The organism is Mesobacillus subterraneus (genome assembly GCF_020524355.2).
In the GTDB taxonomy this organism is placed as follows: Bacteria; Bacillota; Bacilli; order Bacillales; family Cytobacillaceae; genus Mesobacillus; species Mesobacillus subterraneus_C.
This window is the reverse complement of record NZ_CP129019.1, coordinates 2,282,171-2,307,801: the sequence shown is the minus strand read 5'-3', so window position 1 is coordinate 2,307,801 and position 25,631 is coordinate 2,282,171. Positions and strand designations below refer to the sequence as shown.

31 protein-coding genes, 1 pseudogene and 1 riboswitch are annotated in these 25,631 nt (G+C 40.9%); of the genes and pseudogenes, 25 read left to right on the top strand and 7 right to left on the bottom strand.

Annotation, left to right across the window (positions count from 1 at the left end):
• Positions 1-85 precede the first annotated feature (85 nt).
• Both LC048_RS11990 and LC048_RS11985 read left to right on the top strand, forming a co-directional pair.
• Positions 86-1,381 carry an MFS transporter gene (locus tag LC048_RS11990; protein ID WP_226601300.1) on the top strand — a complete coding sequence of 432 codons (1,296 nt, stop codon included), beginning with the start codon at positions 86-88 and terminating at the stop codon, positions 1,379-1,381.
• A gap of 120 nt (positions 1,382-1,501) precedes the next feature.
• Positions 1,502-2,143, top strand: a complete 642-nt coding sequence (locus LC048_RS11985) for a Type 1 glutamine amidotransferase-like domain-containing protein (RefSeq protein WP_226601299.1) — start codon at positions 1,502-1,504, stop codon at positions 2,141-2,143.
• Positions 2,144-2,213: 70 nt separating this feature from the next.
• Here the strand turns inward: LC048_RS11985 and LC048_RS11980 are convergent, their stop codons facing one another.
• Complete coding sequence (locus tag LC048_RS11980; protein ID WP_226601298.1) at positions 2,214-2,570, bottom strand: response regulator transcription factor; 357 nt, start codon at positions 2,568-2,570, stop codon at positions 2,214-2,216.
• A 193-nt stretch (positions 2,571-2,763) separates the two neighbouring features.
• Here LC048_RS11980 and LC048_RS11975 point away from each other — a divergent pair, with 193 nt between their 5' ends.
• From LC048_RS11975 to LC048_RS11955, 5 genes are read left to right on the top strand one after another with little or no spacing between them, the layout of a single operon-like run.
• A complete protein-coding gene (locus LC048_RS11975) occupies positions 2,764-3,405 on the top strand; it encodes a class I SAM-dependent DNA methyltransferase (RefSeq protein ID WP_226601297.1) in 642 nt (213 codons plus the stop codon).
• A 30-nt stretch (positions 3,406-3,435) separates the two neighbouring features.
• Positions 3,436-4,134 (top strand): 5'-methylthioadenosine/S-adenosylhomocysteine nucleosidase, encoded by a 699-nt coding sequence (mtnN, locus tag LC048_RS11970; RefSeq protein WP_226601296.1) that lies wholly within the window; start codon positions 3,436-3,438, stop codon positions 4,132-4,134.
• Positions 4,134-4,601, top strand: a complete 468-nt coding sequence (locus LC048_RS11965; RefSeq protein WP_226601295.1) for an S-ribosylhomocysteine lyase — start codon at positions 4,134-4,136, stop codon at positions 4,599-4,601. Before mtnN ends, LC048_RS11965 begins: the two co-directional genes overlap by 1 nt.
• A gap of 15 nt (positions 4,602-4,616) precedes the next feature.
• Positions 4,617-5,540, top strand: coding sequence for a PLP-dependent cysteine synthase family protein (locus LC048_RS11960; RefSeq protein ID WP_226601294.1), 924 nt, complete (start codon positions 4,617-4,619; stop codon positions 5,538-5,540).
• The gene (locus tag LC048_RS11955; RefSeq protein WP_306050358.1) at positions 5,541-6,674 is read left to right on the top strand and encodes a bifunctional cystathionine gamma-lyase/homocysteine desulfhydrase; all 1,134 of its coding nucleotides are present in this window, start codon (positions 5,541-5,543) and stop codon (positions 6,672-6,674) included.
• Positions 6,675-7,118: 444 nt separating this feature from the next.
• On the opposite strand, the pseudogene LC048_RS11950 reads toward LC048_RS11955, so the two are convergent.
• A pseudogene (locus LC048_RS11950) lies at positions 7,119-8,431 on the bottom strand (nucleobase:cation symporter-2 family protein).
• Positions 8,428-9,033, bottom strand: a complete 606-nt coding sequence (locus LC048_RS11945; RefSeq protein ID WP_306050356.1) for a xanthine phosphoribosyltransferase — start codon at positions 9,031-9,033, stop codon at positions 8,428-8,430. Before LC048_RS11945 ends, LC048_RS11950 begins: the two are co-directional and overlap by 4 nt.
• Positions 9,034-9,162: 129 nt before the next feature.
• Positions 9,163-9,264, bottom strand: a riboswitch (purine riboswitch).
• Positions 9,265-9,462: 198 nt separating this feature from the next.
• Here LC048_RS11945 and LC048_RS11940 point away from each other — a divergent pair.
• Positions 9,463-11,211 carry an ABC transporter transmembrane domain-containing protein gene (locus LC048_RS11940; RefSeq protein ID WP_226601290.1) on the top strand — a complete coding sequence of 583 codons (1,749 nt, stop codon included), beginning with the start codon at positions 9,463-9,465 and terminating at the stop codon, positions 11,209-11,211.
• Positions 11,212-11,214: 3 nt separating this feature from the next.
• A complete protein-coding gene (locus LC048_RS11935) occupies positions 11,215-13,008 on the top strand; it encodes an ABC transporter ATP-binding protein (protein ID WP_306050354.1) in 1,794 nt (597 codons plus the stop codon).
• A gap of 274 nt (positions 13,009-13,282) precedes the next feature.
• On the opposite strand, the gene LC048_RS11930 is transcribed toward LC048_RS11935, so the two are convergent.
• Positions 13,283-13,453, bottom strand: coding sequence for an aspartyl-phosphate phosphatase Spo0E family protein (locus LC048_RS11930; RefSeq protein WP_306050352.1), 171 nt, complete (start codon positions 13,451-13,453; stop codon positions 13,283-13,285).
• A gap of 301 nt (positions 13,454-13,754) precedes the next feature.
• On the opposite strand from LC048_RS11930, the gene LC048_RS11925 reads away from it, so the two are divergent.
• The 9 genes from LC048_RS11925 (at position 13,755) to LC048_RS11885 (ending at position 19,128) form a co-directional block, all read left to right on the top strand.
• Positions 13,755-14,462 (top strand): cytochrome c biogenesis CcdA family protein, encoded by a 708-nt coding sequence (locus tag LC048_RS11925; RefSeq protein WP_226601288.1) that lies wholly within the window; start codon positions 13,755-13,757, stop codon positions 14,460-14,462.
• A gap of 181 nt (positions 14,463-14,643) precedes the next feature.
• Positions 14,644-15,003 (top strand): response regulator, encoded by a 360-nt coding sequence (locus LC048_RS11920; RefSeq protein WP_306050350.1) that lies wholly within the window; start codon positions 14,644-14,646, stop codon positions 15,001-15,003.
• Positions 15,004-15,085: 82 nt separating this feature from the next.
• Positions 15,086-15,556: a CcdC family protein gene (locus LC048_RS11915; protein ID WP_226601286.1), complete on the top strand. Its 471-nt coding sequence runs from the start codon at positions 15,086-15,088 to the stop codon at positions 15,554-15,556.
• Between the two features lie 261 nt (positions 15,557-15,817).
• A complete protein-coding gene (locus LC048_RS11910; RefSeq protein WP_226601285.1) occupies positions 15,818-15,985 on the top strand; it encodes a hypothetical protein in 168 nt (55 codons plus the stop codon).
• A gap of 254 nt (positions 15,986-16,239) precedes the next feature.
• A complete protein-coding gene (locus LC048_RS11905) occupies positions 16,240-16,869 on the top strand; it encodes a class I SAM-dependent methyltransferase (protein ID WP_226601284.1) in 630 nt (209 codons plus the stop codon).
• A 43-nt stretch (positions 16,870-16,912) separates the two neighbouring features.
• The gene (locus LC048_RS11900) at positions 16,913-17,455 is read left to right on the top strand and encodes a hypothetical protein (protein ID WP_226601283.1); all 543 of its coding nucleotides are present in this window, start codon (positions 16,913-16,915) and stop codon (positions 17,453-17,455) included.
• 123 nt (positions 17,456-17,578) lie between these two features.
• On the top strand, positions 17,579-18,028 hold the full coding sequence (locus LC048_RS11895) for an NUDIX hydrolase (protein ID WP_226601282.1): 450 nt from the start codon (positions 17,579-17,581) through the stop codon (positions 18,026-18,028).
• A gap of 360 nt (positions 18,029-18,388) precedes the next feature.
• Complete coding sequence (locus tag LC048_RS11890; RefSeq protein WP_226601281.1) at positions 18,389-18,865, top strand: NUDIX hydrolase; 477 nt, start codon at positions 18,389-18,391, stop codon at positions 18,863-18,865.
• A gap of 41 nt (positions 18,866-18,906) precedes the next feature.
• Positions 18,907-19,128 (top strand): GrpB family protein, encoded by a 222-nt coding sequence (locus tag LC048_RS11885; RefSeq protein WP_371932034.1) that lies wholly within the window; start codon positions 18,907-18,909, stop codon positions 19,126-19,128.
• 102 nt (positions 19,129-19,230) lie between these two features.
• On the opposite strand, the gene LC048_RS11880 is transcribed toward LC048_RS11885, so the two are convergent.
• The gene (locus tag LC048_RS11880) at positions 19,231-19,797 is read right to left on the bottom strand and encodes a histidine phosphatase family protein (RefSeq protein ID WP_226601279.1); all 567 of its coding nucleotides are present in this window, start codon (positions 19,795-19,797) and stop codon (positions 19,231-19,233) included.
• A 198-nt stretch (positions 19,798-19,995) separates the two neighbouring features.
• On the bottom strand, positions 19,996-20,199 hold the full coding sequence (locus tag LC048_RS11875; RefSeq protein WP_264188239.1) for an NUDIX domain-containing protein: 204 nt from the start codon (positions 20,197-20,199) through the stop codon (positions 19,996-19,998).
• A 223-nt stretch (positions 20,200-20,422) separates the two neighbouring features.
• Between LC048_RS11875 and LC048_RS11870 the strand changes: the two genes are divergently transcribed.
• From LC048_RS11870 to LC048_RS11855, 4 genes are all read left to right on the top strand, one after another.
• Entirely contained in the window at positions 20,423-21,595 is a 1,173-nt protein-coding gene (locus tag LC048_RS11870) for an FAD-dependent monooxygenase (protein ID WP_226601278.1), read from the top strand.
• Positions 21,596-21,856: 261 nt separating this feature from the next.
• Complete coding sequence (locus LC048_RS11865) at positions 21,857-22,432, top strand: NUDIX hydrolase (RefSeq protein ID WP_226601277.1); 576 nt, start codon at positions 21,857-21,859, stop codon at positions 22,430-22,432.
• Between the two features lie 53 nt (positions 22,433-22,485).
• Positions 22,486-22,881: a VOC family protein gene (locus LC048_RS11860; protein ID WP_226601276.1), complete on the top strand. Its 396-nt coding sequence runs from the start codon at positions 22,486-22,488 to the stop codon at positions 22,879-22,881.
• Complete coding sequence (locus LC048_RS11855) at positions 22,874-23,131, top strand: DUF3977 family protein (RefSeq protein ID WP_226601275.1); 258 nt, start codon at positions 22,874-22,876, stop codon at positions 23,129-23,131. The genes LC048_RS11860 and LC048_RS11855 overlap by 8 nt, the downstream gene beginning before the upstream one ends.
• Before the next feature lie 63 nt (positions 23,132-23,194).
• Here LC048_RS11855 and LC048_RS11850 read toward each other — a convergent pair whose 3' ends face one another.
• Complete coding sequence (locus tag LC048_RS11850; RefSeq protein ID WP_226601274.1) at positions 23,195-23,668, bottom strand: hypothetical protein; 474 nt, start codon at positions 23,666-23,668, stop codon at positions 23,195-23,197.
• A 162-nt stretch (positions 23,669-23,830) separates the two neighbouring features.
• Between LC048_RS11850 and LC048_RS11845 the strand changes: the two genes are divergently transcribed.
• The 3 genes from LC048_RS11845 (at position 23,831) to LC048_RS11835 (ending at position 25,281) form a co-directional block, all read left to right on the top strand.
• The gene (locus tag LC048_RS11845) at positions 23,831-24,322 is read left to right on the top strand and encodes a GNAT family N-acetyltransferase (protein ID WP_226601273.1); all 492 of its coding nucleotides are present in this window, start codon (positions 23,831-23,833) and stop codon (positions 24,320-24,322) included.
• Between the two features lie 52 nt (positions 24,323-24,374).
• Positions 24,375-24,839 carry a GyrI-like domain-containing protein gene (locus LC048_RS11840; protein ID WP_226601272.1) on the top strand — a complete coding sequence of 155 codons (465 nt, stop codon included), beginning with the start codon at positions 24,375-24,377 and terminating at the stop codon, positions 24,837-24,839.
• 79 nt (positions 24,840-24,918) lie between these two features.
• Positions 24,919-25,281 (top strand): DUF2500 domain-containing protein, encoded by a 363-nt coding sequence (locus LC048_RS11835; protein WP_226601271.1) that lies wholly within the window; start codon positions 24,919-24,921, stop codon positions 25,279-25,281.
• The last annotated feature ends 350 nt before the right edge of the window (positions 25,282-25,631 follow it).

Sequence of the window (25,631 nt, the reverse complement as noted above, 5' to 3'; positions counted from 1 at the left end):
TTTAACGATATATAATTGATATTAAAAATATACCCAATGTAGTATAATTGGAGCATCTTGATTTTAGAAAGAGAGAGCTGAAAAAATGTCACGTCAAAATGAAGATGCTACGGCAATTGTGAGTCAACCCGAGTGGCTCCAAGCTTATGTAGAATCACCTGAAAAACAAAAAGCTTTATATAAAAGGACATTATTAATAGTTGTTTTATCCCAGATTTTTGGCGGTGCTGGTCTTGCTGCAGGTATTACCGTGGGTGCGCTGTTGGCTAAAGAGATGCTTGGCACGGATAGTGTTGCCGGTCTTCCGATAGCGCTTTTCACTCTGGGGTCTGCTGGAGCAGCCCTCGTTGTAGGACGCCTTTCACAACGTTATGGCAGGCGTGCGGGCCTGGCTTCAGGATTTTTAACTGGCGGAATTGGCGCGATTGGTGTAATCATCGCCGCAGTGACGAATAATATCTTTTTACTTTTTGTGGCGCTATTAATATACGGTGCAGGGAGTGCGACAAATTTACAGGCGCGGTATGCAGGGACGGATCTAGCCAGTCCGAAACAACGTGCGACAGCAGTCAGTATTGCAATGGTGTCCACAACATTTGGGGCTGTGGCTGGTCCAAACCTTGTCGAGGCAATGGGGGAGTTTGCTATATCTGTAGGGGTTCCAGCTTTGTCTGGACCATTCATTCTCGCAGCTGCAGCCTATATCGTTGCTGGATTAGTATTATTGTTTTTCCTCCGTCCAGATCCGTTTGTGGTCGCCAGAGCGATTGCAGTGGCAGAACGGAATGCTAAAACCAGTTCTCCTGATTATGTAGAAGAAGAACTCGTAACGGATAAGCGGGGTATTGGAGTTGCAGCTCTTATTATGGTCCTCACACAAATGGTCATGGTTGCAATCATGACGATGACTCCGGTACATATGGGCAGCCATGGACATGGTTTAAGTGCGGTAGGTATGGTCATTGGGTTTCATATTGGGGCAATGTATTTGCCATCTTTGTTGACTGGAGTACTTGTTGATAAAATCGGACGTGCGACGATGGCGGTTGCTTCAGGAGTTACTCTTCTGATTTCAGGAATTATGGCTGCTGTTGCTCCTGGAGAATCCATGCTTTGGATTACCCTTGCACTCATACTACTCGGCCTCGGCTGGAACTTTGGTCTGATCAGCGGTACCGCCCTCCTAGTCGATGCGACAAATCCCACGAACCGCGCAAAAATGCAAGGAACTGTGGATGTGATGGTCGCTTTGTCTGGAGCCACGGGCGGGATACTTTCCGGGATGGTCGTAGCGAATTCGAGCTTTTCTTTCCTCTCACTTGCAGGTGGGGTACTGTCTTTAGTTTTAATACCATTTGTGATTTGGTCAAATAAAAGGTAATTGGTTGTAATTTAGGGGTCTGGATGTTCCAGGCTCTTTTTATATGGTCTTTACAAGAGGTGTTTACAGTTCCTTTGGCGAACTTATTTTGATAACAATTAACGGAAAGAGTTGATTAAGATGAGTAAATTAGTATTACTGAGTGATTTAAGGAATAATGCTTCCGATTTAAAAAGCAAAGTCAAGAACTTATTAGGTCCCCAGTTTATTAAGCTTGCCTATATTCCATCTAGAACTGATAAGGAAAGGGAGTACTTTGCAAAAGCCAGGGCGGATTTTTTGGGATTGGGTGTTACTGATTTATTTTATTTTGATGTAGATGAAGAATTCGAATCATCCCAGCTGGAGGATTTTAGAAGCTGTGACGCCATTTTTCTGTCAGGGGGGAATACATATCAATTTTTAAAAAACTTGAAGGAACGGAACATTGATAAAAATATTAAAGAAATGGTGAATGAGGGAAAACCTTTAATCGGTGTAAGTGCAGGAAGCATAATCATGTCTAAATCAATTAAGATTGCTGCATTCCAAGATGAAAATGAAGTCGAGTTACATGATTTAAGTGGGTTAGGAGTGGTTGATTTTGAGTTCATGCCACATAGGAACAGAGAAAATCATCAGTTCGATAGCCTATTAAAATATTCTCTTCTTCAGGATGAAATTATTTATACATGCCATGACGGTGAAGGAATAGTCATTGAAGGAGATGAGATCGAGTTTTATGGAGATATAAAGAAGGTTCGTAATGGGGCATTAGTATAAACTCATAAAATTTTATCCTTTAACGGACAAACGGAAGACCGGAAACGAGAAAAGTGTCCGATAGAAGCATTTAATTTAAAAGTCCTTTAATTTTAGAAACTACATCCTTTGGGCTAAATGGTTTCAAAATGTATTCGCTGGCCCCTAGTTCTTCTCCTCGTTTAAGGTCATGAGCTTCCCCTTTAGCAGAAAGCATGATCACGGGTGTGTCTTTAGTTTTTCTGAGTTCCTCCAACACTGAGAAACCATTCCTTCCAGGCATTAAAATATCCAGGATGATAACGTCAAAGGAATGATGCAATGCTTTCTCCAAAGCTTGATCCCCATTGTCCGCAACTTCCACATCAAATGCTTCTCTCTCTAAATACATCCTTAATAAATGGCTAATTCTTTTTTCATCCTCAGCAACTAGCACTCTCTTCCCCATGTTTTCCCCCTGACATATCTTTGTTTATCGTAAGTATACACTATTGTTGAGTTGTTTTCTTCAAAATAGAGGGGATTTAATCCCGATAAAATAAATTGATTTAGAAAATTGAGTATGCTAATATGTGACCTATAATATTTTAATTCATACTATACATATAGGAATTATAATAATTAAAAAGTGGGTGAATCATTTGGGCAGAGAATTTATCCCCTTATTTGACGAATGGGCAGAGTTTTACGACGAAACGGTTTCTGGGCATGACGTTGAATATAAAGAAGTTTTTGAAAAATATGAGGAAATTTTAGATTTAGTTGCTCAAAAGTCAAATGGGAGGGTACTTGAATTTGGTGTTGGCACAGGGAATCTTACCGAAAAACTAATCGGATTGGGCAGAGAGGTATATGGAGTGGAGCCTTCAAAAGTCATGAGGGAAAAAACGAAGGCTCGGTTTATGAATCTAGATTTATACGATGGAGATTTTATTCAATTCCCAAATCTTCATGGAAAAATTGATTCCATTGTCAGTACCTATGCTTTTCATCATTTAACCGATGATGAAAAGGATACCGCCATAAAGCTTTACAGTGAATTGTTAGATACTGGTGGGAAGATCGTATTCGCGGATACAGCTTTTTTAAATGAAAGAGACCGCAATGAAAGGCATAGGATAGTAAAGGAACAAGGATACGAGAATCTCCTTAAGGATTTGCAGAGCGAGTACTATACGACTCTTGAGATATTAAAGCAGATCTTCGAGATAAATGGTTTCCAGGTGAATTTTGAAAAGTTAAATTCCTATGTTTGGCTAATGGAAGCCGTGAAAGAAAAGTAAAATTAAAGATAGTATGGGGGGAGTGGCACGATGAGAGTTGGGATTATCGGTGCAATGGATGAAGAAGTAGATTTACTTCGCAGCAAACTCAAAGACCGGGAAGATACGTATCTTGCTGGAAGTGCATTTTATCTAGGAGAGATTGATAGCTTGCAAGTAGTCCTGCTGAAGTCAGGAATCGGGAAAGTAAATGCGGCAATGGGGACAGCGATCCTTATTGATAAATTCCAACCAGATGTCATCATCAATACTGGTTCTGCCGGCGGTTTTCACAAAAACCTAAACGTCGGTGATGTCGTCATCTCAACAGAAGTAAGGCATCACGATGTTGATGTCACGATTTTTGGATACGAATATGGTCAGGTGCCAAGGATGCCTGCTTACTTCGCCCCAGATGAGAAGCTTGTCACAGTCGCGAAACGGAGTGCTGAAAAAATTGATGGCATTCAAATTGTTAAAGGCTTGATTGCTTCAGGGGATGCCTTCATGAATGACCCTGAGAGGGTAGAGTTCATCAGATCCAAGATGCCAAATTTGTACGCAGCTGAAATGGAAGCGGCAGCAATTGCCCAGGTAGCTCATCAATTTGAAGTCCCATTTGTTGTTATTAGGTCGCTTTCCGATATTGCAGGGAAAGATTCAAATATTTCGTTTGATCAATTTCTTGAAACCGCCGCTAAAAATTCCGCAGAATTGATTTTACTAATGTTAAAGGAGCTGAAGAAATAATGGTAAAGAAAATGAATGTTGAAAGCTTTAATTTAGATCATACAAAAGTGGCCGCTCCATATATCCGATTGGCAGGAACTACACAAGGCGCAAGTGGCGATGTCATTCATAAATATGATATCCGATTCTGCCAGCCGAACAAGGAACATATGAAAATGCCTGGACTTCACTCTCTTGAGCATCTCATGGCGGAAAATATTCGTAATCATCATGCCAGTGTCGTAGATATTAGTCCAATGGGCTGCCAGACTGGGTTTTATCTTTCGGTGATCAACCATGTTGATTACGACAATATTCTTGAAGTGTTAGAAAAAACTCTGAATGATGTGCTTGAGGCAGATGAGGTTCCTGCCTGCAATGAAATTCAGTGCGGATGGGCTGCTAGCCACAGCCTTGAGGGAGCAAAAGAAATTGCAGCAAAAATGCTGGCAAAAAAAGATGAGTGGCGCCAGGTCTTTGCTGAATAAGGAGAGTTAAATGCAATGACGGTTTACCGCAATATCCATGAAATAATTGGACGTACACCCATGGTTGAACTTACCCAATTCCATATTCCTAGCGAGGTTCGTTTATTTGCAAAGCTGGAATACTTAAATCCAGGAGGCAGCATTAAAGACCGACTGGGATTAGAGTTGATCGACGAGGCTTTCCGTACAGGCAAACTGGTCAAAGGCGGTACACTAATCGAGCCAACAGCAGGAAATACGGGAATCGGTCTGGCGTTGGCGGCGATCAACAAAGGAATTGATGTTGTCTTTGTGGTGCCTGAAAAATTCAGCATCGAAAAACAGACGGTGATGAAGGCTCTCGGAGCAAATATCATCCATACACCTACTTCGGAAGGGATGGCTGGAGCTATCCGCAAAACAGAACAATTGCTGAAAGAAATCCCGAATTCTTACTCACCATCCCAATTTTCCAATCCGTCAAATCCGGAAACATATTATAAGACACTGGGACCTGAGATTTGGCAAGACGTAAATGGTGAGATTGATATTTTCGTAGCTGGTGCCGGTACTGGTGGAACATTCATGGGGACAGCGAAATTTTTAAAAGAAAAAAATCCAATGATAAAGACCGTCATTGTTGAACCGGAAGGATCGATTCTAAAAGGAGGCGAGTCTGGTCCCCATAAAACAGAAGGAATCGGAATGGAATTTCTTCCGCCATATATGGACTCTGCTTTATTTGATGAAATCTATACTATTTACGATAATGATGCATTTGACACCGTGAAAGAACTCGCGGCTAAAGAGGGAATCCTTGCTGCAAGCTCATCTGGTGCAGCTCTTCAAGCAGCTTTACAAGAGGCACGAAAAGCCCCTCCTGGCACAAACATTGTTACAGTCTTTCCAGACGGAAGTGAGCGTTATTTAAGCAAAAGAATCTACGAGGGGGGAATTTGAATGAAACGCAAAACAAAAATGATTCACGGAGGTATTCCGGGAGATAAAACTACGGGAGCCGTGTCGTTTCCAATTTACCAGGTAAGCACTTACAAGCAAGATGATGTTGGAGTCCACAAAGGCTATGAATATTCACGGACAGGCAATCCAACCCGATTTGCCTTAGAAGAGTTGATCAAGAATCTGGAGGAAGGGAAAAGAGGATTTGCCTTTGGTTCCGGAATGGCGTCCATCACAGCAGTAATGATGCTCTTTAACTCAGGAGACCACATCATTTTAACGGATGATGTCTATGGCGGGACCTACAGGGTTATGAACAAGGTTCTTAATCGTATCGGCATTGAATCCACATTTGTGGACACAACGGACCTTGAAGCGGTAAAGGCAGCTATTCAGCCAAATACAAAAGCTTTGTATATCGAGACACCAACAAATCCGCTATTAAAGGTAACAGACATTAAGGCATGCGCAGAGCTGGCAAAAGAAAATGAACTGCTGACAATCGTCGACAATACTTTCAGCACACCTTACTGGCAGACACCGCTGACTTTGGGGGCTGATATGGTCCTGCATTCGGCAACTAAATATCTCGGTGGTCATAGCGATGTAGTGGCTGGATTGGTTGTCGTGAACGATGAACAACTGGCTGATGATCTTCATTTTGTCCAAAACTCTACTGGAGGGATTTTAGGGCCTCAGGACTCCTGGCTGCTTGTGAGGGGAATCAAGACTTTAGGTCTTCGGATGGAAGCACACGAGGCGAATACCAAAAAAATCGTCGAGTTTCTTACGGACCACAAGAGTGTGGAAAAAATTTATTATCCAGGTCTCGAAATCCACCCTCAGCATGAAATCGCTAAGGAACAGGCAGGAGGATTTGGTGGCATGGTCAGCTTTGATGTAGGAAGCGGTGAAAAAGCGGCAGAGGTACTCAGCAAGCTAAAATATTTCACCCTTGCTGAAAGTTTAGGGGCAGTAGAGAGCTTAATCTCAGTCCCGGCAAAAATGACCCACGCATCCATCCCGGCTGAGCGCAGAGCAGAACTTGGGATTACAGACGGGTTAATCCGTATTTCGGTAGGAATTGAAGATGTTGAGGACTTGATAGAGGATTTAGACCAAGCATTGCAATAGAAGACTTTAGCTGATTGGTTCTCTAGAAAACCAGATATTAGGAGAAACAGGTAACCAATAAAGCCGGTTGGTATCCTAGGAAACCAGATATTAGGAGAAATGAGTAACCAATGAAGCCGGTTGGCAACCTTTGAAACCAGAAATTAGGAGAAATGACTAACCAATGAAGCCGATTAGTATACTGGAAAACCAGATATTAGGAGAAATAGATAACTAACAAAGCCGATTGACATCCTGGAAAACCAGAAATTAGGAGAAACAGGCAACTAACAAAGCCGATTGGCATCCTGAAAACCAGATATTAGGAGGATGGGTAACGAATAACGCATACTGGTGTCTTGAAAAAACAAATTTTTGGGAGATCAGGTCCTCAATAAGCCAACTATATTTAAAAACAATAGAAGGGCACCGGAATTCCTCCGGTGCCCTCAACTATGAATGAATCTAAGAAGCCTTCTGCTCAGCTAAAGAAGCATGCTGGGCGACTTCATTTCCTTTAAAAACATTAAATACTAGATTCAATCCGATTGCCGTTACGCTTCCGGCAACAATTCCGTTATCTGTCAGGATTCGGATGCTGGTAGGCATTTGCGCAAATAACTCCGGCACGGTTGTCACGCCAAGTCCCATTCCGACTGAGCATGCAATGATTAAAAGATTCTCTTGTGAGGAGAATTCGACGGCGCTAAGCATTTTAATTCCATAAGCGACAACCATGCCGAACATGGCAACCATTGCTCCCCCCTAAGACAGGGGCCGGGGATGATCGTGGTCAGTGCTCCGATTTTTGGTACGAGTCCGAGCAATACAAGAAATGCGCCTGCAGTATATATGACATTCTTCGTCTTCACTCCCGAAAGCTGAAGAAGACCAACATTTTGTGAATAGGTAGTATAAGGAAAAGCATTAAAGAATGCTCCTAATATAATGGCAAGGCCCTCGGCACGGTAGCCACTCGCAAGATCTTTCTCTTCAAGCTTTTCTTCACAAATATCTCCAAGAGCAAAGTATACTCCCGTTGATTCCACAAGACTGACCATCGCTACGAGAATCATTGTCAAGATAGCTGATACTTCAAATGTAGGCAGACCAAAATAAAATGGTGCAGGCATATGCAGCCATGAAGCTTCTGTAACAGCACTGAAGTTCACCATTCCCATAAAATATGCAGCGATTGTTCCCCCAGCCAATCCCAACAGAATCGCAATGGCACGAACAAATCCTTTGAAGAAACGGAACAACATAATAATGAGTAGTAGAGTACCAAATGCTAGTCCGATATTTGTAAGAGAGCCAAAATCAGGGCTGCCCTGTCCCCCAGCCATATTATTCATTGCAACCGGAATTAAAGTGATTCCGATTATTGTTACAACAGATCCGGTCACAACCGGAGGGAAAAACCTGACAAGCTTTCCAAAGAATTTTGAAATCAAGACGACAAAAATACCTGAAACAAGGATCGAGCCATAAATCGCTGAAATACCGTATTGTCCTCCAATCGCAATCATCAGCCCAACGGCGGTAAAGGTGCAGCCCAGTACGACTGGTAGTCCGATACCGAAGAATTGGTTGCGCCATACTTGCAAAAGGGTAGCAATCCCGCACATGAAGATATCAATTGAAACTAAGTAAGTTAACTGTTCACCTGTTAAACCAAGTGCTCCGCCAACGATCAGCGGAACAATTACAGCACCTGCATACATCGCCAGTACATGCTGGATTCCTAGTGAAGCTATTTTAATTGGATTTTGATTCATCTTGTCAATTCCACCTTTTTGCTGAATGTATTTTTTTCAAAGCTTACTGTGCCATTTTCAAGCGCAGAGATTGTGGTCAATGATTCGACCCGGTAGCCTTTTTCTCTCAGTAAGGAGCCGCCATCCTGAAATCCTTTTTCAATCACAATCCCGATTCCAGCAATGTTTGCTTTTGCTTTTTCTGCTATTTCCACAAGACCAAGTGCCGCTTGTCCGTTGGCAAGGAAATCGTCCATGATCAAAACCTTATCGTTTTCTGATATGTACTGATTAGAAACAGAAATTTCGCTTGTTTCTTCCTTGGTAAAAGAGTATACCGATGCAGTATACAAGTTATTTACAAGAGTTAGAGATTTTCTTTTCCTCGCAAAAACAACAGGTACATTCAGCTGTAGTCCAGTCATCACCGCAGGAGCTATGCCGGATGATTCAATCGTCAGTATTTTTGTGATCCCACAATCTTCGAACCGGCTGGCAAATTCCTTGCCAATTTCATGCATCAGCTGGGGATCAATCTGGTGGTTGAGAAATGAATCCACCTTTAATACTGATGATGACAGGACAATTCCTTCGTTGTTAATTTTTTCAATAAGCAGTTTCATTGTATTCCTCCTCTTAGATGAGGGCTTTTAAAGTACAAAAAAGCCCAAAGCCTTGCATTCACATCATAAAATGAGTGAAGCAATGGCCTTGAGCTAATATAAGCTGCGGGCAAATAGAGGCTGAGTTGGACCCCTGCATTGCTCACTCATAGTCGGATCATTTACGGTAATCCGGTAGAAACTTGCAGGCCATATCCCTGCGATTATATGAGTGAATCTGTTAATTTATTGATATTATATCATTATTCTAATTGTATACAAATATATTATACTGAAAAACCGAACAAATTATTAAATTAGAACCTAAATATTCGTTTATAATTTGTTTGCCCAATTATTTGCTCCATATTTTTAAAAGAATAAATCTTCCCCATTTTACAAATATTTGATAAACTATTTAAGCATTTGAGGGGTTTGGGGGATATACATATGAGCGTATTCAAAGATTTATTATGGTATTTCAAGTCAGAGAAAAAGGCTTATTTGACAGGTATTTCTTTACTGTTATTTGTGGCGTTTCTTCAGCTTGTACCGCCGCGCGTCATTGGAATAATCGTAGATGAAATTACCAATGGCACGCTTACGGCTGGAAAGCTTGGAAAGTGGATTGTGGTGTTAGCAGCTACTGGATTGGCGATGTACTCACTTCGCTACTTTTGGCGTATCATGATTTTTGGTTCTGCGGTAAAGCTGTCCCGATTATTAAGGAATCGGCTGTATAGTCATTTTACTAGTATGTCGCAGTCTTTTTACCAGAAAAGAAGGACAGGGGATTTGATGGCTCATGCGACTAATGACCTTTCAGCGATCCAGCAAACAGCAGGAGCCGGCGTACTGACGTTTGTTGATTCTGTATCAACCGGAGGTTTTGTCATCATCGCGATGGCAGCGACAATCAGCTGGAAGCTGACCTTGATCGCTTTGATTCCTATGCCATTCATGGCACTATTGACTAGCTGGTACGGTACAATGCTTCATAAAAGATTCCATAAGGCACAGGAAGCTTTTTCTGATTTAAATGACAAGACACAGGAAAGTATCACTGGAATTAAGGTCATTAAAACATTCGGCCAGGAAAAAGAAGATATTGAGGATTTTCGTAAACAGTCTGAAGATGTTGTGAAAAAGAACATTTCTGTCGCGAAAGTTGACGCTTTATTCGACCCAACGATTTCGATCATTGTTGGCATATCATTCTTCTTGTCGATTGCTTTTGGGGCAAGGTATGTATTGAACGGTGAACTGACAATAGGACAGCTGGTGTCTTTCACTTCCTATCTTGGCTTGTTGGTTTGGCCGATGCTTGCTTTCGGCTGGTTTTTCAATATTGTTGAACGTGGAAGGGCGTCATATGACCGTGTTTCAGCCTTGCTCGATGAGAAAATAGACATCCAGGACAAACCGGATGCGCTGGATATGGTTCCTAAGGGCGATCTTACATATGACATTGAGTCATTTACCTATCCTGGTGATCAAGAACCAATTTTAAAGGATATTAAATTTAATCTTGGCAAAGGTCAGACGCTAGGAATCGTCGGAAAAACTGGAGCTGGTAAAACGACGCTATTAAAGCTGCTGATCCGGGAATTTGACCTTTCGGAGGGGAGCATCAATCTTGAAAGCAGGAACATCCAGGACTATATGATGGGTCGATTGAGACAGGCAATTGGATACGTACCACAAGATCATTTCCTTTTTTCCGCAACTGTCCAGGAGAACATTGCTTTTGCCGACCCGACTGTCGATAAGGAGGTCATCTATAATTCAGCTAGAGTGGCGAATATACATGATGATATTCTTGAATTTACCGATGGCTATCAAACCGTTGTCGGGGAGCGTGGAGTTTCACTCTCAGGCGGTCAAAAGCAGAGAATTTCGATTGCCCGCGCATTGGTGATGAATCCTGAGATCCTTATCCTTGATGATTCGTTGTCTGCGGTAGACGCGAAGACCGAAGAACAAATTTTATCAGCACTGAAAGAAAATCGAAAAGACAAGACTACAATTATCACTGCACACCGCTTAAGTGCCATCCACCACGCTGACCTGATTGTTGTCCTGGAAGATGGAAAGATTGCAGAGCGTGGAACCCACGACCAACTGATGGAGAACGATGGCTGGTACAAGGATATGTTTTTAAGGCAGCAGTTAGAAGAGCTTGTCGAGCAGGGAGGGTGACCAATGGAAAAAACGCCTGTACTAAACGCTAAAGAGCAGCGGTCTGTGCTGTTCAGGCTTCTAGCTTATGCAAAGCCGCATTTAAAAATGATATTCGTCGCATTTGGATTCCTGCTGCTCGCCACTGTTGGGGATGTGCTTGGACCGATTTTAGTGAAAATCTTCATCGATGATTACTTGAGGGAAGGATATATGCCTTTTGAGCCATTATTGCTGCTCGGTGCTGCTTATATTGGCATCCAGATCCTCAATGTGCTCGTCTCGTACTTTCAACTTCTGAAATTCCAGGAGATCGCCCTTAAAATCATCCAGCAGATGAGGATAGACGTCTTTACAAAGGTGCAGCAGCTTGGTTTGAAATATTTTGATAAAACACCTGCTGGTTCACTTGTATCAAGGGTTACGAATGATACCGAGGCGATCAAGGATATGTTCGTCAGCGTCATTGCGACTTTTATCCAAAGCGGGTTCCTCCTGTTCGGTATCTTTGTCGCAATGTTCGTCCTCAATGTGAAGCTGGCTTTGTTCACAATGATGATTTTGCCGTTCATAGTGTTCATCATGAGCCTGTACCGAAAGCTGAGCTCAAAGTTTTACCAGGATATGCGTGAACGCCTGAGCCAGTTGAATGCGAAACTCAGCGAATCACTCCAGGGTATGTCGATCATCCAGATGTTCCGCCAAGAAGAAAGGTTGAAAAGGGAATTCGGTGAAATTAACGATAAACACTTTGAAGCGGGAATGAAAAACATTAAGGCAGATGGGCTGCTGTTGCGTCCGGCCGTTGATCTTGTCTATATTTTAGCGTTAATCATCGTACTCAGCTTTTTTGGGATTACTTCTTTTGACAGTCCAATTGAGATTGGGGTTCTGTATGCATTCATCAATTACCTGGATCGCTTTTTCGAGCCGGTGAACAATATGATGATGCGGCTTTCCATGTACCAGCAGGCGATTGTTGCTGCCTCACGTGTTTTCAAACTCCTTGATGAAACAGAGCTAGCTCCGGGCCAGACTGGGTTGGCAGCTCAGGGAATCAATGAAGGAAAAATAGAATTCAAGAATGTCAGTTTTTCCTATGATGGTAAAAGGGATGTTTTGAAAAATATCAGTTTCACTGTGAATCCAGGGGAAACTCTTGCCTTTGTCAGCCATACCGGTAGCGGGAAAAGCTCGATCATCAACCTGTTGATGCGTTTCTATGAGTTTGAACGCGGAGATATTCAAATTGATAATCATTCGATAAAGAATTATCCGGTAAAAGAGCTGCGCGATAAAATGGGGCTCGTGCTTCAGGATCCGTTCTTGTTCTACGGAACAATCGGTGATAATATCAGGCTCCATAATAGCGATTTGAATGAAGAGGATATTAGGAGGGCGGCGGAATTTGTCCAGGCAGATTCTTTCATTGAAAAACTGGAGGATGGCTACACACAAAAGGTGACGGAGCGAGGCTCCACTTTTTCCAGCGGACAGAGGCAGCTGATTGCATTCGCAAGGACGATTGCGTCTAATCCAAAAATTCTTGTGCTGGATGAAGCGACTGCAAATATCGATACGGAAACCGAAGAGGCCATCCAGACGGCACTCGCCAAAATGCGTAAAGGCAGGACAACGATTGCCATTGCCCATAGGCTTTCCACCATTCAGGATGCAGACCAGATTGTCGTCCTTCATCATGGAGAAATAGTGGAAAAAGGAACACATCAAGAACTGCTAGCTCAACAGGGACTTTACCATAAGATGTATCTTCTGCAAAATGGTTCAGTAGAACGATTGGAAGATGTGGTTGGATAAATAATCATATTATACAAAAAGGCGATTACGAAAAGGTAATCGCCATTTTTAACAATAATGGCAAAATGTAATACTAACCTATGAATAATCTTAAAATGGCAACTCTTATCGTATGACTGGAAATAAAGAGCTCATCAAGGCAGTTATACAGTGTAGGAAACCTATTTTATGAGAACCTATTTTACGAAAGTGCCATCCAATATAATGAACAGGAAAAATCATGCAAAATGGATAAAAATAAAACAGCTATATCGCTTATGGCGTTTAGCTGTTTTTAATGGGCTGCTATCTTTTTAATGTATACGCGATTATATTCATTTAACAGCTCATCAAGTTCCTGGCTGTAATGAATGGCAATTTTAGAATTGAGGACGTTCTTCGATGCGATTTGGATCAGCTCTTCGCGTTTCTTTTCAATGAGGGAAATCAGTTGCTCTTTAGACAATGTGAAAATCCTTTCTAATTTTATCTCTCAGCAGTATGAGCATAAACTTTATGTAAAATCGTTATAAATATAGAAATTATTACAAGTGCTATATTAGTATATAGCATATACTGCCAAATTTCAAAAGAAACATTTGTAAGAAATTTTCCTGTAAAAAATATACACCGTTGTGTATTACCCAGTTTTTAAGAAGGTAAACACCTTTTTTATAGAAATTAATAAATTGTTCACAGTTAAACTATATTAATAGTAAATGGTTTTGTTAGAATGGGACTAACGAATATGGACTGGGGATGGAATTATGACAGATATAAATATATTCATTGCTATGGGAGCAGGATTCCTTAGCTTTATTTCTCCATGCTGTTTACCTCTTTATCCGGCATTTTTATCTTATATTACTGGGATGTCTGTAGGAGAACTGAAGAGTGAAAATGCGATGCTGCAAAGGCGCAGTCTGTTGCATACATTGTTTTTCTTGCTGGGGTTTTCGGTGATTTTCATTGCAATTGGCTTCGGGACATCTTTCGTAGGCCAATTCTTTATACAGTACCAGGACCTCATCCGTCAGCTGGGTGCGATTTTTATTGTTGCCTTCGGGTTGATGGTGATTGGCTTCTTTAAGCCTGAATTCTTGATGAAAGACAGAAAAATAGAATTCAAGAGTCGCCCATCAGGTTATTTTGGGTCCTCACTGATTGGTATGGCTTTTGCGGCCGGTTGGACCCCATGTACTGGTCCAATATTGGCTTCGGTCATCTTGCTTGCAGGTTCAAACCCTGGCTCAGGAATGCTGTATATGATTGCGTATAGTCTGGGTTTTGCAATTCCGTTCTTCATTCTTTCATTCTTCGTTGGAAAAATGAAGTGGATCCGCAAGCATAATGTGAAAATTGTCAAAATCGGCGGTTATATCATGATATTAGTCGGAATCATGTTATTCTTCGACTGGATGACAAAGCTGATTTCGATTCTATCCATGTTATTTGGAGATTTTACAGGATTTTAAAAAGCACATTGAAGTTTGAAATAAGAAGGATCACTATGAGAATATATTCCATGGGGATTTTTCAGCTGAAAAATTTGTCGGTGTCTTTAAATTGAAAATAATGGTTAAATATAGTTATATAATAATTAAGGAAATTAAGCAGATTAATATACTTGTTGTGATTGTCGGGGAGGATACAGCGATGGTCAGAATTTTGATAGTTGACGACGCAAAATTTATGAGGATCACCTTAACCAATATTCTGAAGAAAGCGAACCACGAAATAGTAGGAGAAGCTGAAAATGGACGTGAAGCAGTCAAGCTGTATCGTGAGCTGAAACCCGATCTCGTGACAATGGATATTACAATGCCGGAAATGAGCGGACTGGACGCCGTCAAAGAAATCAAAAAAGATTTCAAGGATGCAAAAATTATCATGTGCTCAGCAATGGGACAGCAGAAAATGGTGGTGGATGCAATCGAGGCAGGAGCAAAGGATTTCATTGTAAAGCCATTCGATGATTCCCAGGTAGTCGATTCCGTATCAAGAGTATTAAGATGAAAATCAGCCATTTAAGTCTATCTTAAATGGCTGATTTTCATTATAATAATGTGGATACTATAAATAAGGGATGAAATATAGAATGAATTATATTCTGGCGTCAACAGTTGGAGCAATTGGCATGGCTATCTTTGTGACATTCATGAGGATGAAGGCAGCCAAAAAACCAGCATCTGCCAAGAAAATTATCTTACCGCCAATCTTCATGAGCACGGGTGCGCTCATGTTCATCTTCCCAGTCTTCCGGGTTCATTTTTTACAGATTCTAGAGGCGCTTTCAGTAGGGATACTATTCTCAATCCTGCTCATCAAAACCTCGAAGTTCGAAGTCAGAGGACAGGAAATTTTCCTGAAGAGATCCAAGGCTTTCGCCTTCATTTTAATCGGTTTGTTGGTCGTCCGTATAATAGCCAAGTTGGTGCTGAGCAGCTCAATCGATTTCGGCGAGTTGAGCGGAATGTTTTGGATTCTAGCCTTTGGAATGATTGTCCCATGGAGAATCGCAATGTATTTGCAATTCAAGAAACTCCACAATGAATTGCCTAATGGTTAGGAATAAGAATTAATGATGATCCCCTTGCAAATCGCGAGGGGATTTTTGTAGTTTTTTAAAAAATGGATATAAATGGATTTTGCGGAATGGTAATATAGAGATAGCTCCTTGGAGATTCTGGACAAAACGTGGAGCGGTAAGGATGCTTATGGTAAGTACTTAAACAAGAAGTATTTTGCCGTTGGGGAGAAGTTCAGCTGGATTATTATGCCGTGGATTTAAATAAAGCCATAAGCTGGATTATGGGGAAGGAGCAATGAAGTGACAATCATCATAACCATCGTTTTATTGGTATTCATGTTTGATTTTACGAAGTTCAGGCAGCAAAATGAGAAAATGATTGAACAAAACGAAAAAATGATCTCTTTGCTTGAGGAGCTGGCGAAAAGAGGAAGGAATGAACCGGCTGAACATAAGAATAAATTATGATAGTGAGTTAGAGGTAAAACTTAAAGCTAATAGTATGAAACATGTGTATGTACAGCATTGGAACAAGTTACTGGGAGGACGACCACCGAATTCGAATAGGATGTACTTGGTTATTATCAATAAATAATCTCTGTGAAAGGTGGCGTTTGTTATTAATTAGGCAGAAAAGGTCAGCGACATAAGAAAAATAATGGATTACATCGCGGTCTAGATAAGGATAAGGCTGGATGTTCTCGAAAATTGGAGGAGCATTCATGTTAAATAAGCAAGGTTTTAATTTGTGGGCAGACGGCTATGACAAGACAGTAGAGGTTAGCGAAGAAAGTGGAGTATATCCGTTTGCAGGCTATAGAGCGATCTTAAATGCGATTTTTAATGAAGTCATGGAAATTGAAGGTTCAAGAGTTTTGGATATCGGTTTCGGCACAGGAGTGCTGACAGCCATGTTGTACGAAAAGGGACATCATATAGATGGAATTGATTTTTCACCGAGAATGATTGCTTTGGCGAAGCCTAAAATGCCGAATGCCAATTTAATAGATTGGGATATCGCTACCGGATTGCCCGAAGAAATTAAAAGTAAAAAGTACGATTACATTGTTAGTACCTATGCATTACACCATTTAACGGATGAAGAGAAAGTTTCTTTTATAAAAGCATTAATTCCAATGCTATCAGAGGGCGGCAAAATCTTGATAGGAGACATTGCCTTTCAAACGAGGCAGCAGCTTGAAGCTTGCAAGAATGACAGCAAAGAACTCTGGGATGACGATGAATTCTATTTTGTCTTCAAGGAATTAGATTCGATGTTAGAGGAATACTGTAAGTTGGAATTTAAGCCTATTTCTCATTGTGGCGGAGTGATTGAGATGACGAAAAAATGATTGGGATTGCGCTGCTTGTTCTATTTTGAAAACGTGGAGGCAGATGCAGAATGAAAAAAAGCTAGTAACTTTTTCTTTGGCAGTCATTCTTTTGGCAGCTGGATTAACTACATTCCCAACATCCAGCCATGCTTGCAAATGTGTGAAAGAGAAAAGTGTTGAAAAAGAATTGGAAAGCTCCAAAGCGGTATTCAGCGGAAAGGTCATTGATATAAAAAACAAGAATAATAAAAGAAAAATATTATTTGAGGTTGAGGATACGTGGAAAGATGTATCACAAACAGAAATCATACTTGAAGATGAATGGTCCAGCTGTTCTATTGACTTTTTTAAGGGAGAATCTTACTTGGTATATGCATATGAATTCCAGGGTCAATTGACAACCAATATATGTGACCGGACAAAGGAACTAAGCAGTGCAGGGGAGGATTTTGTAACGCTAGGAAAAGGGTCAGCACCAACCGAAGAAGTGGATCTGCAAAAACAGTTGCAAAGTCCTGTCGTTCGTTATATTTATATCTGGATTCCGTTGGTAAGTTTAATGATAGTGTCCATTATATTCATTAGAAAGCGGTCGGGGAATTGACGTGATGATGGGCAGAAGTGGTTCTTTATGAATCGCTTTTTATTTTTAGGGAAAAGGAGGGAATTTACTCGCTTTGTCGAATTCTGTTTACCTAGTAAAATTTTTACTTATTAGGGAGGAAACATGGGTTACATAGAGGATTTGCGAAAGGATATTGGTCATCAGCCTTTGATTTTGGTAGGTGCTGCAGTGGCTGTAATCAATGAAGCGGGAGAGTTTTTACTTCAGAAACGAAGAGATGGCCAGTGGGGTGTTCCGGGTGGGTTCATTGAGTTAGGGGAATCTACTGAGGAAGCTGGCAGAAGGGAAGTATTCGAGGAAACTGGGCTGGAAATTGGAAAGCTGAATTTAGTTGGTGTTTTTTCAGGTAAGCAGCATCATGTGAAATTGCCAAATGGGGATGAATTTTATCCAGTCACTGTTGCCTATGTTTCAAAAGAAATCCTCGGTGGAGTACTCAAAGAGGATGGCGTTGAAACTACCGACGCTCGCTTTTTTAATGTGAGAGATTTGCCTGACCAGCTTCATCCGCTCATAAAGGATCTGATGAAGCAGTATACAATATCGGTATGAAAATACAAAAACGAGTAAAAAAGAAGTTAGTTAGTTTATATACAGGCCAATGGATTGGCGTTTTTACTTTCGCTTTAAGTTTAATTGGTCTGCCAAAGGTCATTTAAGAATCTTCGCGAATTTTAAAAGGCTGAATTCCTGGTTGATTGTCATAGGTGTGATTATATTAATCTTTCAATTCATCAGCAAACCAATTATCTTCTCTTTCTTTTTGCTGTGGCCCAACATTTTAATTACTACTATTTTCGCCGATCCTATCAGACCATTGATGAAATGAAGGAATTAATGAGGCGAAAAGGCTTTCGGAAATCTAGATTGGCAAAAGAATTAAATGCATTTTTGCAATGAGGAGGACGAACAATGGATACAACATTTTACATTGAAAAGGCTGTGTTTAATTATCGGGTAGCGGCGGTGATGATTGTGGACAACCATGTGCTGATCCATAAACAGGTGAAGGACGAGCATTGGGCATTGCCAGGAGGCAGGGTCGAGCTATTGGAAGATTCACAGACAAGTGTGGTGAGAGAAGTAAAAGAAGAGTTGGGGATCGATGTAAAGGTAGAAAAACTTCTCTGGTTCACTGAAAACATCTTTGATTATAACAATAAAAATTATCATGAAATCGGGCTGTATTTTCAAGTTTCTCCTCTGAATATCAGCTTTAACTTCCACAAAGAAGAGTTCTATGGAGAAGAGGGTGAGCAGCTGGTCTATCAGTGGGTGCCAATCAGCAGCCTTGAAAAAATCAAGCTATACCCCGAGTTCATCAGGACATCATTGAGCGAATTGCCTGAAGCGCCGCAGCATCTGATCGTTCATAACTATAGTATTTGATATCGAGGCAGTGCTTTATTCTTACAGGGCATGTACCATCAGTGGATAGAAAAATACGAGGTAAAAAAGTGGAGTACCAAAATAAATTGTGGAATAATCTGGTGTTTTTTAGAGATCACCTGAATTCCAGTGAGGATGCCAGGATAGAATATTTAAAGGTCAAAAATTATCACGAGAAGTCTTCTAAGGGTATAAATGAATACACCGATCATAAAGAAGATTTTGTTAAAAAGATATTCAATTTAAGATTAAAGGGAGTCTAGATTTCACAATATCTTTACGGAATTCCCTATTGTTAAAGACTGAATGTAAAATAGGGCAGTCTCCGCTTTGCAGGTACCTGCCCTCACTCATAGGCGAAGAAGTTATTTCCAAAGCCGTTCACAAGCTACTAATTCAAAGCATTCGCTAATTGAAAGTTTATAAATATCTGGTTTGGTGGTTTGCTTCCAGAACTCGAAATCATATTTTTTGTCAAAATAGTTCATGGTGCAGGCCATAATATTGCCGTGGATGCCTACTGCAATTTTCTGGCCTTTATACTTATCCACAGCATCTCGTAAACCCTTAATTCCTCGCTGTTTCACTTCATTATTAGATTCTCCTCCGGGGAACTTGAATACAGGGTTTGAGAAGACTTTTTGCATGGCTTCCTCTGGATTATCAAAATGATGATTTCTGGCAGCTAGATTCCGTTCTCTGAACCGGGGATCTAATTCAATTTCCATATCCAGCAGATTTGCCAGGCCATCGACCGTTTGTCTTGCTCTGACATATGAACTTGAAATAATTTGATTGATATTTTCCTGTATCAGAATTTGAGTGACTTTCTCTGCATCTCTCCAGCCTTTTTCGGAAAGTTCACGTGTCTCCTCATGCTCGAGGGAGAAGGCTGAATGAGCATGTCTTACGAAATATACCTCTGTAATCATTTATAAATCCTCACATACTACCAATTTTAACGTATCTAATACTCTAGAAACATGAAGATCATCCTTCATCGATTCAACTGAATGCCATTTCACTTCTTTTAATGTCTGTTTGTCGCCAAGTTCAGGGTCGTAACCGAGCGTGGCTTCTTTGTCGTTTAATGGGCGAACTAAAAAACATCTTTCCTCACCATGGCTATATTAACCAGTAAATAGATAGTCTACTACTTCCACGTCCAAATTCACTTCTTCTTTCACTTCCCGAACAACTGCGTCTTCGAATGTTTCGCCTGCTTTTAGACCTCCTCCCGGGAGTGTCCAGAAAGAGCCGTCTGGATAGACATGCTTTGTCATAAGTATATAATTGTTTTTAATGATGGCAGCAAATGCTCTCGGTCTAGTCAAAAATCATGCACCTCACTAGTAATAATATAGAAATTTTACTATATTTTAACATATTTGAAGGTCTATTGGACAAATAGATGTGGAAACGGAGATTAGTGTCCGATAGAAGAGCTCTATCGGACAAACGGAAGGGAGAAACGGAGAAAAGTGTCCGATAGAAAATCTCTATCGGTCCAACAGAAGGTGGAAACCTCAAAAAAATCTCACAGAAGGGGTAGTGTCTATGGTCAATACAGTAAACAATCCAGATACAGCCATTATAGGTGCTGGGATCGGTGGACTTTCTGCGGCGATTGCATTGCAGCAGATAGGACAAAAAGTAAAAGTTTTTGAGAGAGCTTCGGAATTAAAGGAGATGGGTGCGGGTATTGTTTTGTCTGCCAACGCAATCAAGGCATTGGGGAATCTTGGGGTTGCAGAACAGGTGAGGCAGGCTGGTTCACCAGTGAAAAAAGCGGAAATCAGGACTCATGATGGTCAACTTATTGTCAATATGCCGGTTCATAAGCAGGCAGATCGATATGGAACGTACAGCTATTTAATATATCGTCCTGAATTACATAGAATTTTATATGAAAAGTTAGAACCTGATACAGTAGTGCTTGGAAAAGAGTTTTTACGATTGGAACAGGATTCTGAAAAAATCACTAGCGCCTTTGAGGATGGAGAAACATTTAATTCAGGTCTTCTCATAGGAGCAGATGGGGTTCATTCTCGAGTAAGACAGTATATTATGGAGGAATCCAAGCTGCGCTATTCGGGCTTCACTGCTGTCAGAGGGATTTCCAGCTATGAAGACCCCCGTTTTCCAGTCGAGTTGGGTGGAGGATTCGAAGCGTGGGGCAACGGGAAGAGATTTGGTTTTTCGCATATAGGAAAGGGTCGTGTGTTTTGGTTTGCTGCGATAAACACGCCTCGAGGGTCACTCGTAAAGGAGGAAAATAAAAGATATCTTGCTTTACAGCAATTTCAAGGTTGGTGGGGACCAATTGCAGATGTCATTGATTCTACAAAAGAGGAGGACATCCTTGTTCATGAAATTTATGATCGCAAACCACTCAAAAAATGGCATAAAGGAAGAGTGACTTTGTTGGGAGATGCCGCTCATCCGATGCTGCCAAACCTGGGACAAGGCGGAGCCCAGGCAATGGAGGATGCGTTAATTCTCGCACGCAATTTTAAGCAATGTACAATTGAAGTTGAGGAAGCATTAAGTCAATATGAGCAAGAGAGAATACCGCGTGTCACAAAAATTATTAAGGGTTCACGAATGATGGCTAGAATGATGCAACTTGAAAATCCGGCAGCGATGATGGTCAGAAATCAAATTCTACGGCATGTGCCAGATCATTTTAAAATTAACAGATTGGATTGGATACTTGGATATAAGGCTTAAAGAGAGCTGCTTTCGAGCAGCCATGATTAAAAACATGCAGAAAATGATTAAAGATCTGGTCTCCGGATCGATGAAAATCCAAGCCGAAAATATATTTGTCGATGTAAAGTGAATCGTGCAATAGCGCGATTCTTTTTTTGATGGCATGATGGGAAGCTTCAGAATTTGATCTTAACCAGCTTTAAAAGATACGCCTAATTCTAAAAGAAGGAAAATACAGTGTTAATGTAGAAAACTTTTATGAAAAGCGGGGGATATCCAATGGAAACGAAACATGTCCGCACATCCGGGGCTTATATTATGTACAAAGGATTATTTCCCTTTCAGGTGGGACCAACACGAAAAGGAGACAAGCTTGGCGTTGTCAGGCTTGGTGGTCATCGGGAAGATGGAGAAAGTGCCCAGGATACAGCAATTCGCGAAGTCTTCGAAGAATCATCCATGGAGATCGAGCTTGTAAATTCCCCGATTACATTTTTCAAAAGGGAATGGAACGACACAGCTATTAAAATACGATCATCAGAGGATATTGCTCCAATCCTGTTAAAAGGGACAGATCCAACTGCTTCAACAGCTATGTATCTGGCTTATTCAAATACGGCTCCTGTCCCGTCTTCCGAAACAAACGGTCTTCTGCTGCTATCCCGTGAGGAAATTTCGCTTATATGTACACAGAAAATCACGCTGGAGAAGTTTATTGCACAGGGAGGCAAGGCATCATTAAGCCGGAAGATAAACTTTGGACTGCCGCTTGAACCTTTTCCACAGCTGCTCTTTTTAGCTGAATTATTTGAGAAAGAAGCTAGCTTATTGGACCAGGTTATTTCAGTGCCGTAGACTGGCGTGGATAAATGATATTACTCTAGAAGGATCAAGAAGGGGGAGATGGTGTGATTTTTGAAATGACATACCAGGTGCGAGTTTCTGATATTGATGAAGGCCTAAAATGGTACAAATTTCTTTTGAAAAAAGACCCTAATTTTATTCCGCATGATGGCTTTGCGGAGTGGGAATTGATACCTGGGTGCTGGCTGCAGGTAGCCGAGGGAACGCCAGCTCAGGAAAGCGGTCCATTGCGATTAGGAGTTAAGTCAATTGAGGCAGAAAGATCTAGATTAATCGCTGAATTACAGATAGAGTCATTTGAGATTTTTGCTAGAGAAGAAGTTCCCGTGAAATGGGCAACCTTTTCCGATCCGTGGGGAAATACGATAGGATTTTTTGAATACATAGAGGAGCAAGTAATGAATGAGAAATTAAAGGTCGTCATAGGGAAAAATGGTTAAAATACCTCCGAAAAAATACATCGAGATAGGGATCGGTAATACATGGCTTGTTCGAACAGAAGTTGAATATGAGAACGGGAAGGAATATGAGGAAAAGTGGATTAAGGGTCCAATTCATTTCCAATCAGCTTACATAAGAATTTGGTTCTGGAAGTCAGTTATCATAGTCGATTCAAAAGAAGGTATTAAAACCATGAAGAAAAGCTGTAAGAAGTTTAAACTCATTTTCGGACTCGTCAGCAAGCAATAAGGTTTGTCCAGAAAGAGGAGTAATCTTCAGATTGTTAAATATCTGAAGATTAGTACTGCTTATTCACCTCTCGTATCTTCCAGAATATCTCCTTCCGGTGTTGTAGAGGAGGTCAGATGTAAGAAAAACTCCTACGGGAGGTATGGCGGTTGTATTAATTGGCGGACCGGTCAACACTTTATCGGTGGTAGCAATCCAGCTGCCTGATTCCCCAGCTTGTAAGGATGGAGGATTCATCAGAAACTTTCCGCTTAACACCAGATGGCGGACCTTGATACCAGGATCATCATAAATCGTCAATTGGCCAGCAAACGAAGCATAGGGTGAATCGAACCTGATTGTTTGCGAATTTTCATCCCAGCTTCCCTGAATCGGGATGGGATCTCCTCTGAAATTAGCGGTACCTGTGAAGAAGTTTCCAGATATGGAATTGATGGTGATTGTCCCTCTGACAATTGGTTTCCCTGCAATCACCGCATCAATCCCCCAACGTGAAGGAACTGGCAAACTTTGCTTCGCATTCTGTCTAGTGTACAACTTGATCTCTCCTTATTTTAAAAGTAAGGGTTTCAGCTTAATAAAGAGTATATGCAGCAGCCATTTAAATGGGGAATGAGTGAGTTCACTTGTCCTATACTGGTTAGGAAGATGTGTATTAAGCTTAATTAATATAGGCACTAGTTATAAGGAGAATCCTATATGTCAATGGTAGAAAAAGAAATCGTATCTTTGGTCTTTTACAAGGATGAATATAAAGTAATGCTGTTGAATTACAGTTTGTCTAAGGAGCAGCAAAGGTTTACAGCACTTCCGATCGATGCTTTGCAAAAATGCGAGGCTGAGCCAGACAGGCACCCAATTGTCATAATGTATGGCATTCAGCCTGCAGGTTTCTTTGTCCTCCATGGCTGGGAAGGCGTCAAAGCTTTTCATAATAATAACAATGCAATATTATTACGTGCTTACTCAATAAATGCAGAGTATCAAGGAAAAGGTATTGCTTCACAATCTATCAAGCTATTGAGCTCATTTGTAAAAGAACATTTTCCGAATATAAATGAAATCATATTGGCGGTAAATCATGCAAATGTAGTTGCCCAAAATGTTTATAAGAAAGGCGGTTTCGTGAACAGAGGCATTAATGCAATGGGAAGAGAAGGAGAAATGTATATATATCATCTCGATGTTTAAATTGACTTGGCAGACAGCAGGAGGATAATGGCTTTTTAAAGGGGGATTAATTATGCCAGAAGTAAAGCAGTTATCGGAAATGAAGTTGGTGGGGTTCAGGGTTTTGTGTCCAGGGGACCAGTATCTCGTCGAGATTTCGAAAGCTTCAAAGTCGTTGAGTGAGCGTACAGGTGAGATTGCGAATGTGGTGAACTCGGTTGTTCAGTATGGAGCTTTTGTTGTTGAGCATAGTTCAAATGAGGAAGATGGATATTGGGTATGTGTTGAAGTATCAGAATTTGAAGAGATTCCCGAAGACATGGTTGGTCTAACCATACCTGGTCAAATGTACGCTGTTTTAAGATACGAAGGAGCTAACAATGAAATCAGGCAGGCGTATACCGAACTGCATCAATGGATCGAGGCCAATGGCTACCGAAGATTAACGGAAAAATGGCATCTGGAAGCATTCTATAAATGGTCTGATCCTGCCAACATTGATATGGAACTCATGGATACAGTTGCCTTTGAAGTGTAAAAAATGGAAGTATTTGAAACCTACGATCCTTCTCAATCGTAGATAAACATATATAGATGAATACAGGGGGAAGATTATCATGATGGTGGAAACACAAGGGGATTGGATGTTTACTATTGTCCCTATCTTTATAGGGGCTATCTTTATTCTAGTCGTTGGAGTTATTATTTTTACAATTAGTAAAAGCATAGGAACCTGGAGTGAAAACAACCAGTCACCACGTGTTAATGCATATGCCAAGGTCGTCACGAAAAGAACGAGTGTGAAAGGCGGCGGCGAAACAAATGCGCGCAGCCTTTATTATGTCACGTTTGAATTTGACAGTGGCGACAGGCTCGAACTTCGAGTAGATGGCAAGGAATATGGGCAGCTCGTTGAAGGAGATAATGGCGACCTGAGTTTTCAAGGAACGCGCTATTTGGGATTTACAAGGCACTCCTAACAATTGTCTGCCAATATCAAGAAGACCAAATCAAAATGGATTTGGTCTTTTTTACATTTATTAAGAATCGTCATCAAATTTTATAGAATGCTCTTTATTTTACATACTCCGTATCGTTCCAATGATCCCCCGGCTTGTAAAATTTTTTTGCAGAGTAATACCATGTTCAACCCAAGATAAATGATAATCCAGTCTTTGAATGAATGTTTGACAATGGCAAAAGGGAAATTAAAACAGAGTTTTGGTGCAAAAGTATAGAGTATTGTTGCAGATCATCTTTATTTTATTCTACGCAAAATACCAGCAAAAATGTGACTGCATTATATAGCCTCATGTAAAAATTCTCTTTG